General features: G+C 69.1%; 10 protein-coding genes. 3 read left to right on the top strand and 7 right to left on the bottom strand.

Going from position 1 to position 13883, the window contains the following annotated elements:
- Positions 1 to 15: 15 nt before the first annotated feature.
- Complete coding sequence (locus tag ASF60_RS17805) at positions 16 to 1155, bottom strand: complex I NDUFA9 subunit family protein (protein WP_056187921.1); 1140 nt, start codon at positions 1153 to 1155, stop codon at positions 16 to 18.
- 242 nt (positions 1156 to 1397) lie between these two features.
- Positions 1398 to 2114, bottom strand: a complete 717-nt coding sequence (locus tag ASF60_RS17800; protein WP_056187918.1) for a sulfate transporter family protein — start codon at positions 2112 to 2114, stop codon at positions 1398 to 1400.
- Between the two features lie 206 nt (positions 2115 to 2320).
- Here ASF60_RS17800 and ASF60_RS17795 point away from each other — a divergent pair, with 206 nt between their 5' ends.
- Positions 2321 to 3625 carry a flavin monoamine oxidase family protein gene (locus ASF60_RS17795; protein ID WP_056187915.1) on the top strand — a complete coding sequence of 435 codons (1305 nt, stop codon included), beginning with the start codon at positions 2321 to 2323 and terminating at the stop codon, positions 3623 to 3625.
- A gap of 22 nt (positions 3626 to 3647) precedes the next feature.
- On the opposite strand, the gene ASF60_RS17790 is transcribed toward ASF60_RS17795, so the two are convergent.
- From ASF60_RS17790 to ASF60_RS17780, 3 genes are all read right to left on the bottom strand, one after another.
- Positions 3648 to 6002 (bottom strand): EAL domain-containing protein, encoded by a 2355-nt coding sequence (locus tag ASF60_RS17790; RefSeq protein ID WP_156634231.1) that lies wholly within the window; start codon positions 6000 to 6002, stop codon positions 3648 to 3650.
- 473 nt (positions 6003 to 6475) lie between these two features.
- Positions 6476 to 7051 carry a PilZ domain-containing protein gene (locus ASF60_RS17785; protein WP_056187908.1) on the bottom strand — a complete coding sequence of 192 codons (576 nt, stop codon included), beginning with the start codon at positions 7049 to 7051 and terminating at the stop codon, positions 6476 to 6478.
- 243 nt (positions 7052 to 7294) lie between these two features.
- Positions 7295 to 8137 (bottom strand): cell envelope integrity EipB family protein, encoded by an 843-nt coding sequence (locus ASF60_RS17780; protein ID WP_056188147.1) that lies wholly within the window; start codon positions 8135 to 8137, stop codon positions 7295 to 7297.
- A 260-nt stretch (positions 8138 to 8397) separates the two neighbouring features.
- On the opposite strand from ASF60_RS17780, the gene ASF60_RS17775 reads away from it, so the two are divergent.
- Both ASF60_RS17775 and ASF60_RS17770 read left to right on the top strand, forming a co-directional pair.
- Positions 8398 to 8907: an OsmC family protein gene (locus ASF60_RS17775; protein WP_056187905.1), complete on the top strand. Its 510-nt coding sequence runs from the start codon at positions 8398 to 8400 to the stop codon at positions 8905 to 8907.
- Positions 8908 to 8973: 66 nt separating this feature from the next.
- Positions 8974 to 10518 carry a cation:proton antiporter gene (locus ASF60_RS17770; protein ID WP_056187902.1) on the top strand — a complete coding sequence of 515 codons (1545 nt, stop codon included), beginning with the start codon at positions 8974 to 8976 and terminating at the stop codon, positions 10516 to 10518.
- Positions 10519 to 10546: 28 nt separating this feature from the next.
- On the opposite strand, the gene ASF60_RS17765 is transcribed toward ASF60_RS17770, so the two are convergent.
- Positions 10547 to 11710: a sensor histidine kinase gene (locus ASF60_RS17765; protein WP_056188143.1), complete on the bottom strand. Its 1164-nt coding sequence runs from the start codon at positions 11708 to 11710 to the stop codon at positions 10547 to 10549.
- Positions 11711 to 11914: 204 nt separating this feature from the next.
- Complete coding sequence (locus tag ASF60_RS17760) at positions 11915 to 13822, bottom strand: potassium transporter Kup (RefSeq protein ID WP_056188140.1); 1908 nt, start codon at positions 13820 to 13822, stop codon at positions 11915 to 11917.
- Positions 13823 to 13883: the final 61 nt, after the last annotated feature.

Genomic DNA, 13883 nt, shown 5'->3' with positions numbered 1-13883 from the left:
CGGCGGGCGAAAGCCTCAGCCCCGGGTGCCCCATCTCACGCCCATCCGGCTCGGCGCGTTCGAATCCGGTCCCAGAGCCGGGCCGCTGCCGCTGCGCGGCACGAAGGGCTTGGGCGTCAGGGTCTCGGGGATGGCGCTCTCGAACTCCTGCACCTTGGCGAACTGGCCGGCCTTGCGGAAGCGCCAGAGGTAGCCCGGCACCACCGCCTCCATGGCGGTGGGCTGGAGGCCGATGCCCTCCAGGGTGCGGCCCTCGACCTTGGCGGCGTCCGACACGACGTTGTCGCTCTGGAGCAGAATGACCTGGTCGCGGGTGAGCTTGAGACTGTCCGGCAAGAGGCCGAGGGTCAGGGTGTCGACTACCTCGAGAGCGCGGGCCTGGAGCATCGCGGCCGGCTGCGGCAGGCCGAGAACCACCCGCTTGCGCAGCGTGACCTTGAGCATGTAGCGCACCAGCGATTCCAGGGTCTCGACCTCGGGGCCGCCGAGTTCGTAGACCTTGCCGGCGGGCACGTGGCCCTCGACGGCCCGGGTCACGGCTTCCGCGACGTCGGCCACGTAGACGGGCTGGAAGCGGGACTCGGCCCCGGCCAGGGGCAGCACCGGCAGCGCCCGGGCCAGCGAGGCGAAGCGGTTGAAGAAGCTGTCGCCGGGCCCGAACACCAGGGAGGGCCGCAGGATCACGAAGGGACCACCGGCCTCGGCCACCTTGGCCTCGCCGAGAGCCTTGGTGCGGGCATAGTGCGAGGACGAATGCGCGTCGGCGCCGATGGCCGAGACGTGGACCAGGGGCGCACCGACGGCCGCGGCCGCCCGGGCGATCTCGCCCGCTCCTTCCGCCTGCAACTGCGAAAAGCTCTGCTTGCCGGTCTCCTGCAGGATGCCCACGAGGTTGACGACGATATCGGCCCCGTGGACCGCCCGGGCGATCGACTCGGGGTAACGCAGATTGGCCTGGACGGCGACGATCTGGCCGACCTTGCCGAGCGGCTGCAGGAACAGGGCGAGATCGGGCCGGCGCACGGCCACCCGGATACGGTAGCCGCGCTTGGCGAGCGCCCGCACCACGTGGCGCCCGAGGAAGCCCGATCCGCCGAACACGGTGACGAGCTGCGAGGCGGGGCGGGTCAGGGGAAGGGTCTCGAAGCCGGTCATCGCTCTCTAGGTCTCGAAAAGCGGCCCCTGCGCGCCGTGCCGCACCCGTAAACGGGGCAACGGACCGGCGCCGGTCCTTAGCCTGTTGCAGCGTATCTAGAACACTTCCATCGCGGACGGGAGATCGCCCGGTGAATTTCGCCTCGGGGTGTTTTCGCAGGGCTGGCCCTACGCGACTGTTCCTGGGAGGCTTGTCCTGCGGGGTTTGCCTGGAAAAACCAAAACTGTCCGGCCGTGAAACCTCAGCGCAGGCGAGGCTGGACCTGCGGACCGGCCAGCGGCATGCGCCGGCTCAAACCCTTGTGAACATGCACCATCAGGGCGATGCCGAAGAGCGGCGTGAGCAGGTTGAGCACCGGCACCACCATGAGGCCGGCGAGCAGCGCGCCGGCCAGGAGCGTGGTGCCGCCGTAGTGCCGGCGCATGGCTCCGGCCTCCGTCATTGGCCGGAAGCGCCCGGCGGCCAGCTCGAAATACTCGCGCGATAGCAGGTAGGCGTTGGCGCCGAAGAACGCCACGAGATTGACGCCGGGCACGAAGAACAGGATCAGCGCCACGAGGTTCACCAACAGGGCGAGACCGGCGAAGCGCAGGGCGTAGAGCATCGCGGTCCCGAGCGGCAGGGCGATCCCGGGCGGGTCGGCGGGGAAGTCCGTGCGCTCGACGATCTCGGCCGCGTCGTCGAGGAAGTAGCCCGCCACCAGGATCGAGACCGCCGGCATGATGTAGGCGAGGCCCACGAACAGCCCCGCCCCGGCAAAGAACACCGCCAGGGTGTCGAGGAAGGGATAATCCACCGAGAGGTGGTGCTGCGACAGGAACCAGTTGATCGCCCGCGTCAGCCCGAACCAGACCAGGACGAGGATGCCCAGGGTGAGCCCGAGAGACTTCCACAGGATCGCGCGTAAGGGGGGTGAGAACACCTGCCGGATGGCGGCGAGGGCGGCGCGGAAGAGCATGCCGGGATATCCTGTGGTCTCGTGTCCGTCAGGTTGGTCTGGTCCGGGCTGCGTCGCCCCCGCGCGCGCCGTCTCCGCCCGGTTCTGGCGATCGACGCCCCTCGACGCAAGGGCGCGCCACGCAGGAGCGAACCGCGCAGTGTCCCGCCGCCGCGTCCTCTGGTAGGCCCTCGCGCATCGCCGAGACAGGAACGAGACCGTCATCCATGAGGACGTCACGCCCCGCGCATGAAGGTCGCCGCCCGAGCCTCGCCCCGCGCCTGGCGCCCCTGCCACAGGACCCGGAGGTGATCGTCATCGGCGCGGGAGCCGCCGGCGTCGCGGCGGCCCGGAGCCTGCTGGCGCGCGGGGTTTCGGTGGCGGTGCTGGAGGCGCGAGACCGGGTCGGCGGCCGGCTGCTCACCGTGCCGCTGCGGGGGCACGCGGTCGATCTCGGAGGGCACTGGCTGCATGCGGGACCGATCAACCCGCTGGTGCAGCTCGGGACCGCACGGGGCGAGCCCCTGCGGGTGGCCGCGCAGGCGAGCCATCTCTGGGTCGGGCGCCGACGCGGGCGCCCGGCCGAGGCAGCGGCGCTCGGCCGGGCCTTCGCGGTGGCCGACCGGGCCATGAGCACCCAGGCCGCCTGGCAGGAGCCGGACCGGCCGGCCGCCACCGCCCTGCCGCCCGGGCTCGGGCCCTGGGGCCGGCGGGTGGAGCGGGTCCACGGCCTCGTCTCCGGACAAGCGCTGAGCCGCGTCTCGCTCCAGGACTTCCCCAGCATGGAGTACGGCGACAACCACTTCATCGCCGGCGGCTACGGCGGCTATCTCGCCCGCCTTGCGAACGGGCTGCCGGTCGCCCTGGAGACACCGGTGACTGGCATCGACTGGTCCGGCCCGGGCGTGCGGGTGGAGACGGGGTCCGGGCCCGTCACGGCGAAGGCCGTCATCGTCACGATTCCCACCATGGTGCTGCGGGCGGCCCCGCTCTTCACCCCGGCACTCCCTCCGGAGGTCGCGAACGCGATCGCGGGCTTCACCACCGGCATCTACGAGCACGCGGTGCTGCACTGGCCGTCCTGTCCGTTCCGGGGGGCGGACCGGCTCGCATCCCTTGTCGGCGGACGCGAGGCCAGTCCAGGCCTTCTCACCCGCATCGACGGCACGCCGTTCCACTTCTTCGAACTCGACGCGCCCATGGCCGCCGCCCTCGACGCGCGCCGGGCCGGGCCGGATGGCGTCCGCAGGCTGGTGCGCGCGACCTTGATGGCGCATTTCGGCGCTCGCGCCCTGCACGACCTGACCATCCCGGCCGTGAGCGAGTGGCGTCACGATCCCTGGGCGCGCGGCTCCTGGGCGGTGGTGCCGCCGGGCCATGCCGGCGCACGGGCGCTGCTGCAGGCGCCCGTGGCCGACCGGGTGTGGTTCGCCGGCGAGGCTCTGTCGCGCCTGCAATGGGGCACGGCGGGAGGCGCCTATGCCGAGGGCATGCGGACGGCCGAGGCCGTCGCCGACGCCGTGCGGAGATAGGCGCGGCTCAAGCGAGTGCCCGTCACGCGACGGCACGCTGGAACGGCACCGGAAGGCGCGGGAAGACCTCGCAGAACCGCATCGGCAGGGCGGTGATGAGGTGCGGGATTTCGGCCGCCGGCCGGGCGGGACTGAAAAGGAAGCCCTGGATGTCGTCGCAGCCGCTCGCCTTCAGCATCTGCGCCTGCTCCGCCGTCTCGACCCCCTCGGCGGTGACGGTGATCGAGAGCTTGCGCGCAAGCGCCAGGATCGCTTCGATGATCGCCAGACATTCGGGCCGGCTGTCCATGTCCTTGATGAAGGAGCGATCGATCTTGATCTTGTCGACGGGGAACCGGATCAGATAGCTCAACGACGAGTAGCCGGTGCCGAAATCGTCGAGCGCCACGCGGATATCGAGGGCGCGCAGGGCGTTCAGATTGGCGATGGTGGTTGCGTTCATCTCGAAGAACACGGACTCGGTAACCTCGATCTCCAGGCGCTTCGGCGGCAACCCGCTCGCTTCGAGCGCCTGTCTCACCTCCGCGATGAGGTCGCCGTTCCGGAACTGGATCGGCGAGAGGTTGACCGCGAGCCGGATGTCCTCCGGCCAGTGAGCAGCCTCCCGGCAGGCCTGCATCAGAACCCAGCGGCCGATCTGACTGATCAGGCCCGAGGCTTCGGCGATGGGAAGAAAATCGGCCGGCGATACCGACTCGCCGGAGCTGCGCGTCCAGCGCAGCAAGGCCTCGAAGGTGTGAATCCGGCCGTCATCGAGGCTGACGAGCGGCTGGTAGTGCAGGGTGAACTCGCCTTGAGCCACCGCGCGCTTGAGATCCACCTCGATCTCGTGCCGCCGGCGCATCGAGGCTTCCAGGTCGGTCGAGAACACGCAGACATTGCCCCACCCCGTGACCTTGGCGCGATAGAGCGCAAGATCGGCCTTGCTGAGCAGTCCCTCCGGATTGTGCGCATCGCGCGGCGCCTGGGCGAGACCGACGCTGGCACCGATCTCCACCTGAACGCCATTGAGGGTATACGGCATGCTCAGCGCCCCGATGATTCGCTTCGCCAGGGTAATCAGGGCATCCTCGTCCACGCCGGCGAGGAGGATAGCGAACTCGTCGCCCCCGAGCCGTGAGACCTGCGCTCCGGGCGGGACCGTCCCGATCAGGCGCTGCGCCACCTGGGCGAGCAGGGTATCGCCGAGGACATGGCCGAAGGTGTCGTTGACGAACTTGAAGCCGTCGAGATCAACATAGAGCAGCGCACAGGCTTCGCCTGTGGTGCGCGCGCGGGCACAAAGTTGCGCCGCCATGTCCTGGAACAGGGTCCGGTTGGCAAGGCCCGTGAGTGGATCATAGCTCGCCAGGTAGGCGATGCGTGCTTCCGACTGATGCGTATCCGTAACGTCCGAGCCGACGCCCCGAAATCCCAGGAAGGTGTCGCCGTCGTCGAGGATGGGACGGCCGCTGATGCGCCACCAGCGCGTCAGGCCCCCGATCGTGACCTCGACCACGCGCTCGCGGAACGCTTTGCGCTCGGCCACGAGGGTGAGAACATCGGCGATCTCCTGAGTCATCGGGCGTGGATCACGCACGCCGAGGAACAGGGCCTCCAGCGGCGTTTCCCGCAGGAGTTGCGGCGGCTCCCCGGCCACTTCGCCGATGCGGTCGGACACGTGCTGAAGCCGGTCCTCGGCGTCGGTCTCCCAGAGCCAGTCGCTGGTGTTCGCCTCGAAATCATGCAGCAACAGACTGATCGTCTCGTTCTGCTCGCTGACCCGGACGCGATCGATGATCCGCTGTTCGGAGAGGCGGCCCATCCGCCCGGCGGTGAAGGCGACAAAGACCGAATAGATCCCCATCAGCATTGCCAGCCACCAGCTGGACGCGGCTCCGTCCAGGATCAGGGCTCCGAGACTCCCCAAGGCGAGCGGCACGCAATAGACGAGGCCGAGGTGGGGCAGCGAGCCGAAGGTATAGGTGGTGGCCATCAGGCCGGCGCAGAGAGCCACCATGAAGACCCGGTCGGTGGTGCCCGGAGCCGGGAAGAGGGCCAGCGGCATGCTGCCCCAGGACAGCCCGAGAATCAGCGCGAACAGGACGGCGATCCGATGTCCGGCGACGATGTCGGCCACTTTGAGACGCTGCGGGCGATAACGCCACGCTGCGATCGTCGCGAGGGTGACGGTGAGGACGACGCTGAAGAACAGGGTCGTCAGGTAGATCCGATGAGCCTCACTCCAGAAGAGCACCAGGACCGCGCCGGCGATCACCGTATGGGTCAGGGCGAGATAGGGTGCGAATTGCAGCACCTCGTCGAGATGGCCGGCCCGCGCCTCCAGATCGTAGCGATTCGTCAGACCGGTCGTCCGCCGGAACACGGTGGGCCTCACTGCCGGCTCCGCGCCGGCAGGGGCCGGGGATCGGATACGATCGCTCACCGAGCGTCCCCGGGCCACATCCGGCAAACGCGGACCGCCGGCGGAGGCCGCAAGCGGTGCGGTGGACAGGACGGGTCCGGCGCGAAAAGGGTCAGGCGCGCGTGGCATCAGACTCACGGTCTTCGGCGATCCGCCGGCAGCGAAGGCTTACCGGATCGGGCTGTCCGAACGGAGGTCGGCGGCCTTCGGATGCGTGCTTCGTCCGCACATCACATCGTCCGGCCTCCAACTGGAAGGCGAGACCGAAGGCTATTCCCCATCATTTGATAAAAGCTTAATTACAGTCCGGGCTTTGACAAGGCCTAGATTGCACCAACAAAGACCAGGACCCACCCTCTCTGGTCCATAATGGTGCCCGTCTTAGATGAGAACTGTTTTGGTTCAGCACAGAGGCCTTCGACAATCCCAGCCAGGACCATCCTCGCTCACAGCAGGATATGGGGGCCGAGTTCCGCTGCCGGCAGCGGCTGCAGGAACGCCGCACCGATGCCCTCCCCGAAGCAGCGGGCGACCGTCGCAGGCGTCCGGCCGAGCGTGATCTGCGTGCCCGGCTCCAAGGGAACGTCGATCCTTACGGCAGCGCCCGAAGCGGAGACGTTGATCAGGCGACCGGGGATCTGCGTACCGCAGGCCATGGTCACGAGGATGTCCGGATGATCGGGCACGAAGCGCGGATGCGCGCGCTGGGGCACGTCGTCACCGTTCTGGTCGGCGGCGAGTTCGAGGAGCCGTCGGACGATGACCGGAAGCGGCGCTTCGGCCCGGAGCACCCGGGTGACGAAGTGCTCCTTGCCGCATTCGATGACCTGGGCTTCGAGGGAGCCCGCGTGGCGAATGCTGCACGACAGGGTTTCACCCGGATCCGGCACGACCGAGGAGCGAAAACGCAGGCCGAGCACCGACACGTCGGCCGTGACCGCGTAAAAATCCGAGCGCTGACGGTTCCAACAGAGGGCGGGCAGGATCAGACGTGTCGATGATGATGTGATGGCTTCGCCCATGACCGTCCTGCGGTTGCAGGATCACTAAGGCACCCGCCATCCGATAAACCTTTACGGCAACGCTGAGAATTTGACCGAATAACGGTTTCTTGCAGAGGAAATCAGGCCCGTCGCGGCAGCCCCGCGGGCCAAGCGCGAACCGGTGCAAGAGCAGGCGACCCGCGACCCTTCGCCTACGAGCCTTGCTCCGCAAGCGTTGGCCCGCACCCTGGAGACGGGCTCTACCGGACGATCCGCCCCGCCTCAGCGCTGGCAATCGGTGCTGGACGGCAGGGTGTCGAGGCGCGTCAAGTCTCCGACCACGGCGAACTCGCCATAGTTGAGGCGCAGCGCGCCACTGACGCCGTTCTCGTAGAGATCGAAGTTGAGGACGTAGATCGGCGTGCGCTCGCCCTGGCCCGGAACATAATAGCTCAGGGTCACGGGCCAGTGGGGCAGGGCTGCCATGGGACCGTCCTTGAGCGGCTTGTCGCGCTCCGCCGCCTTGTCGGTGGCCGCCGGGGCCGGACCCGGTCGGCCGATGACCGCGAGGGTGTCGTAGACCTTGCGCCCATCATCGGAGCCGTCGAAGACCTTGACCGAGACGGTGGTCTGCCCGTCGCGCCCGGCCTGGATCAGACGGCGCATGTGCAACGTGGGAAACAGGACCTCGCCGGAGTCCTGGAACTGGTCGCGCTTGGGGTCCTTGAGCTTCACCTTCAGGTTGTCAGGCGTCGATTCAGCGGTGCCATCCACGGTCTGGCCCGGTGTCCCGTTGAGCACCGTGCTGGTCTTGAAGCGGTAGCTGCGGCCATCCCCGCTCTCGAAGGTGGTGTTGCGCAGATCGGAGGTCCGGCTGCCGGTCTCGCCGCTCTCCAGCACCGTCACCTGCCGGGTCTGCATCGTGTAGCCCTTGCAGGCATCACCGGTGAATTCGATGACGATGCGCCCGCGCGCGCTCTCCACCGCCCGGGTGCCGCTGCTCTCGGCGAGCGACAGATCGTAGACGGCGCGGTGATTGGCGAGGGTGATCGGCGAGGCGGCCCCCGCCGCAGTGGCGAACAGGACAAGGCCGGCCGCGAGACCGGGACTCGCGACGCGCGCCATCACGGCTTCTGCACTCACGCTGGAACGACGCATGAACTCTCCTGACAGGGTCGGGCCGGGGGTGCGGACACCCGCCAGCGCCCCTGAGATAGGGCATCCCGCCCGCGCGAGCGAGGTTCGTTCGGGCACCGCTGCATTCGCCGCGCCGCAACGCGCGCCCTACCTATCCCCGGAGAAGAAGAACCCCGGAGCCCGACGCGCATCCGGGACGGAACCAACACCGGACGGGAGAAACACCGGACGGGAGAGAGGATACGCCCATGGACGCCGATACCCTGCGCTCGCTCCAGGCCCCGATCAAGGACCGCTACCGCAACGCCCCCGGTTCCGCCGTCGTCACCCTGCGCGCCCGCGGCAGCCTCGACGATACGTCGATCGCCTGCAAGGTCGAGACCGGACGCGCCCTCGCGGTGGCGGGCCTGCACCCGGCCACCGGCGGTTCCGGCGCGGAACTCTGCTCCGGGGACATGCTGCTGGAGGCGCTGGTGGCCTGCGCCGGCGTCACCCTGAAGGCGGTGGCCACCGCGATCGGCGTGGAGCTTCGATCCGGCACCGTCAGCGCCGAGGGCGACCTCGACTTCCGCGGCACCCTGGGGGTCGACCGGGAGGCGCCCGTGGGCTTCCGGGCGATTCGGCTCGCCTTCGCCCTCGACACCGACGCCCCCCAGGACAAACTCGACCAGTTGCTCAAGCTGACCGAGCGCTACTGCGTCGTGTTCCAGACCCTGAACCACAAGCCGGATCTGGCGGTGGTCCTCGCGCAGGGCTGAGCCGCGCGTGACGTTTTCGCGCCCGGATGCGTGATCCCGGCGCCGTGATGATGTGTTCCCCACAGTATGATGATTTTCGAGTGGATCGTCGGCGTCCTGTTCGGCGCCGTGCTCCTGGCGGGCCTCGCCCGCCGGCTGGGTGCCCCCTACCCGGTGTTCCTGGCACTCGGCGGGATCGGCCTCGCCTTCGTTCCGGCGGTGCCGAACCTCGTGCTCGATCCGGAACTGGCTTTGGCCCTGTTCCTCGCTCCGGTCCTGCTGGATGCCGGCTACGACACGTCGGTCCGGGACCTGCGCACCCACTGGCGACCGATCGCCGGCCTCGCCTTCGGAGCCGTGGTGGCGACGACGGCGGCCGTGGCCGTGGTGGTGAAGGGGCTCGTGCCCGACATGCCCTGGGCCGCCTGCATCGTGCTCGGCGCGGTGGTGGCGCCGCCGGACGCGGTGGCGGCTCTCTCGGTGCTGCGCCAGGTCTCCCTGCCGCACCGCCTCACCACGATCCTGCGCGGCGAGAGCCTGCTCAACGACGCCGGCTCGCTGCTGATCTACCGGCTCGGCGTCATGGCGGCCGTCACCGGCAGCTTCTCGCTGACGGAGACGGTGCCGATCCTCATCGGCGAGATCCTCGGCAGCCTCGTCATCGGCCCGGTGCTGGCGCTGATCTACAGTGCCGCCATGCGCCCGGTTGCCGACACGCCGAGCATCATCGTGCTGCAATTCGTGGCCGCCTTCGCGATCTGGATGGGCGCGGAGGCCTTCCATCTCTCCGGCGTGCTCACGGTGGTCACCTTCGCGATCACGGCCGCCCGGATCGCGCCCGGCCGCACCCCGCCGCGCACCCGCATCGTCTCGTACGCGGTCTGGGACACGGCCGTGTTCGTGCTCAACGTCCTCGCCTTCGTGCTGATCGGACTGCAGATCGGGCCGATCCTCGAACGCCTGACCCGGGCGCAGCAGATCTCCTATGCCCTGGTCGGTGCGGCGGTGTTCCTCACGGTTGTGGTTGTCCGCCTGGCCTGGGTCCTGCCAGCGGCCCATCTCGCCCGTCTCGGTGCCGATGAGGCAGAGACCCGGGACCGCGGCCTCTCGGCCGGAATCGCCGTGTCCTGGGCGGGCATGCGCGGCATCGTCACCATCGCGACGGCGCTGGCCCTGCCCGAGGGCGCGCCGGCCTTCCCCTATCGTGACCTCATCGTGCTGACCGCCTTCTGCGTGATCATCGGCACCTTGACGATCCAGGGCCTGACCCTGCGGCTCCTGCTCAGCCGCCTCGGGCTCGAGGACAACGATCCCGTCGGCCGCGAGGTCGGGCACGGCCGCACGGAGGCTTTCCGGGCCGCCCTGAAGACCCTGGAGGATGCGGAGGATGCGCCCTCGCGGGCTCTGTGCGAGGAGTTCCGCATCGCCCTGGAGCAGGCCGAGGCGCGCGATACGGGCTTCGCCGCCGAAGCCCTGCCGGCCGATGCCGCCCGACGCCGCGCCATCGAGGCCGCCCGCGACCGGGTTCTGGCCCTGCGCCGCACCGGCGAGATCGGCGACGACGCCTATTATGTGCTGGAGGAGGAGTTCGACTGGGCCGAGCTGAACGCGACGCCCAGGGCCGAGACCTGAAACCCGAGACCGATTTCCCGCGGCAAGCTCAGGCCAGGGGCGCCATCCGGAGGGAGAAATGCGCGCCCTGCACGTCGGGGGCGACCGCGAGGGTGCCGCCCAGCTGGCGGGCCAGACTGTTGACGATGCGCATGCCGAGGCTGGCGCTGCGCGCGGCCGCCGGATCGAACCCCTCCGGCAGCCCGGCGCCGTCGTCCTCGACGGCGAGGATCAGGGTCCCTGCTGCGTCGGGCCGGGCCTCTACCCGAATCTCGCCCTCGCCATCCGGGTAGGCATACTTGATCGCGTTGGTGACGAGCTCATTGACGAAGAGCCCGAGCGGGATCGCGAGATCGGCGGGAATGTTGACCCGGGCGGCGCGACAGACCAGGCGATGGCGCGGAGCGCTCTCCTGCAGCTTGGCGCAGAGCGCTTCGAGGAAGCCCGCGACGTCGATCGCCTCCAGGCTCGGCTGGCGCCAGAGCTGATCGTGGACCTGGGCTACCGCCTCGACACGGGTCCGGGCATCGGCCAGGGCGTTCTTCACGTCGGCATTGTCGGAGCCGCGGGCCTGGAGCCCGAGGAAACCTGCCACCACCGCGAGGCTGTTCTTGACCCGGTGGCTCATCTCGCGGGACAGCAGCTCCTGCCGCTCCAGGGCCGCCTTCAGCCGCGCCTCGGCCCGCTGGCGCTCGATGGCACCGCCGACGAGGTTGGCGAAGCCCTGCATGAAGGCGATGTCCGCCTCCTCGAACTGGCCCTCGCGGGTGTCGTCCACCTCCAGCACACCGTAATTGCCGTCGCGGTTGGCGATCAGCACGTTGATGGCCCGGCGGATGCCGTGGTCGGCCATCAGCTTCGGAGTGCGGAAGCGGGTTTCGTTCTCGAGGTGGTTCGAGATCACGGGACGGCCCGTCTTGAGGGCGTAGCCCGCGGGCGAGGCGAGATCCGCCCCGATGATGGTGGTGCCGACCGCATCCGCCGCCCAGCCGATTCCGGCGCAGACGAGGAGGCAATCCTGATGCGGCTTGTATTCCAGGGCCTTGCAGAACTGCGCCTCCATCCCCTCGGCGCAGAGTTCGGTGGCGCGCTGGAGCAGCGGCAGCAATTCCGTGGCGCGCAGGGCTTCCACGCCGAAATCGGAGAGAATCGCCTGCTGCCGCAGCCGGAACGCCAGGGCCTTGGGCGCCAGATCCGCACCTGCCGAATCCATACCCGCTGAATCCGCACTTGCCAGATCGGTCTCCGCCAGGGCGGTCTTCGCCGGCTCGGTCATCGCAACGATACGCTTCTCGGGTTCGGCACGGTCGGGTTGGTCGCCCCCTTGTGCGACACACCGCCTGAGGCCCGCAAGGGCATGCAGCAAGTCCCGACGCAGAGTTGATACCCCGCGCCGCTGGGCTCAGCCGAACGCCACTCAGATTTCGATCTCGGTGCCGACCTCCACGAGTTGGCGGGTCGGCACGCAGAAATGCGCCCCCGTGCGCTCGGCGTTGCGCAGCAGGAAGGCATAGATTTCCTCGCGCCAGGTCGCCATGCCGCGCTGGTCGCTCTTCGGGATGATGGTCTCGTGGCCGATGAAGATCGTCAGGTCGTCGAGACACTCGGGCGGCAGGCGCTTCGACTCGACCGCGCAGCGCAGGCCGTCGGGAACCGAGGCGTCCTCCATGAAGCCGTAGCGCAGGATCACCCGGGTGATGTCGGGCGTGATCGCGATGACCTCGGCGCGCCGGTCGCGGGCCACCGTAGGCTCCTCCTCGTAACGGGCGGTGACGATGAGGACGCGCTTGTGCAGGGCGTGACTGCGGGCGACGAAGCGGGACAGATGCAGCGGGATGGCGCTTGTGGCCGAGGACAGGAAGGCGGCATTGCCCGGCAGCACGATCGGCGGGTCGCGCCGGAGCTGTTCCAGGAACTCGGCCTCGGGCTGGCGCAGCGCGACCCGCGCGGCCTCGACGAGCTGGTTGCCCTTGCGCCAGGTCAGCATCAGGAACGCCACGAGCCCGGCCAGCATGAGGGGAAACCAGCCGCCCTCGAACAGCTTCACGCTGTTGGCGCCGAGGAACACAAGGTCGATGGCGAGGAAGAACCCGTTCACCGCCAGGACCGCCACGGGGTTGTAGCCCCATTTCAGGGCGACGAGAGCGGCCAGCAGCGTGGTGATCGCCATCAGGGAGGCCACCGCGATGCCGTAGGCCCCGGCGAGCGCATCCGACGAGCCGAAGATCAGGACAGCGCTCAGGGTGGCGGCGGCCAGCAGCCAGTTCACCATCGGTACGTAGATCTGCCCGCGCTCGAGCCGGGCGGTGTGGACCACCCGCATCGGCGGCAGGAAGCCGAGCTGGATCGATTGCTGGGTCAGCGAGAAGGCCCCCGAGATGATCGATTGCGAGGCGATCACGGTCGCCAGGGTCGCGAGGCCGATCAGCGGGTAATGCGCCCAGTCCGGGCTCAGACGATAGAACGGGTTCTCGATGGCGTCGGGCTCGACGAGCAGGAGCGCACCCTGCCCGAAATAATGGATCACGAGGGCCGGCAGAACGAGGCCGAACCAGGAGGCGCGGATCGGGCCGGCTCCGAAATGCCCGAGATCGGCATACATCGCCTCGCCGCCGGTGACGGCCAGGAAGGCGGCACCCAGCATGGCGAAGCTGACGTGCCAGCCCGCATGCGTCAGGAACTCGACGGCCTTCAACGGGTTGAGCGCGGCCAGAATCTGCGGCGCGTGCCAGATGCCCCCCAGACCCAGCAGCGCCAGCACGACAAACCACACGAGCATCACCGGCCCGAAGATGCGGCCGATGAAGGCCACGCCCCGGCTCTGGACCAGGAACAGGCCGACCAGGATCAGAACCGTGATCGGCACGACGAAGCGCGACAGGGCCGGCGCCTCGACCTTGAGGCCCTCCACCGCGCTGAGCACCGAGATCGCGGGCGTGATCGCGCCGTCGCCGTAGAGCAGCGCCGCGCCGATGAGGCCGACCACCAGGAGCACACCAGCCCATGAGCCGGGCTTGGCGTTCCGGGCTCCGAGCAGCGCCAGCATGGCGACGATGCCGCCCTCGCCGCGATTGTCGGCGCGCAGGATCAGCACCGCGTACTTGATCGACACGATGAGGATCAGCGACCACAGGATCAGCGAGACGGCCCCCGTCACCGCGATCGGGGTCGGGGGCGCCCCGGCACTCGCGGCACGGACCGCCTCCTTGAAGGCGTAGAGGGGAGACGTGCCGATATCCCCGTAGACGATGCCGAGCGCCCCCAGCATCACCGCCGGGCGCAGGGCCGGTCGTCCCATCGGGGATTCCTCGTGGGCCACGGGCATGGTCTCCGGCAACGGCGAAGGTTCGCGCCGTCGCCCGCAGGTAGGGGCGGGTTTCCGTCCG

This window comes from Methylobacterium sp. Leaf113, from assembly GCF_001423325.1.
In the GTDB taxonomy this organism is placed as follows: domain Bacteria; phylum Pseudomonadota; class Alphaproteobacteria; order Rhizobiales; family Beijerinckiaceae; genus Methylobacterium.
Note: the sequence above shows the minus strand (reverse complement) of the source record. Positions and strands in the feature narration are given on the sequence as shown.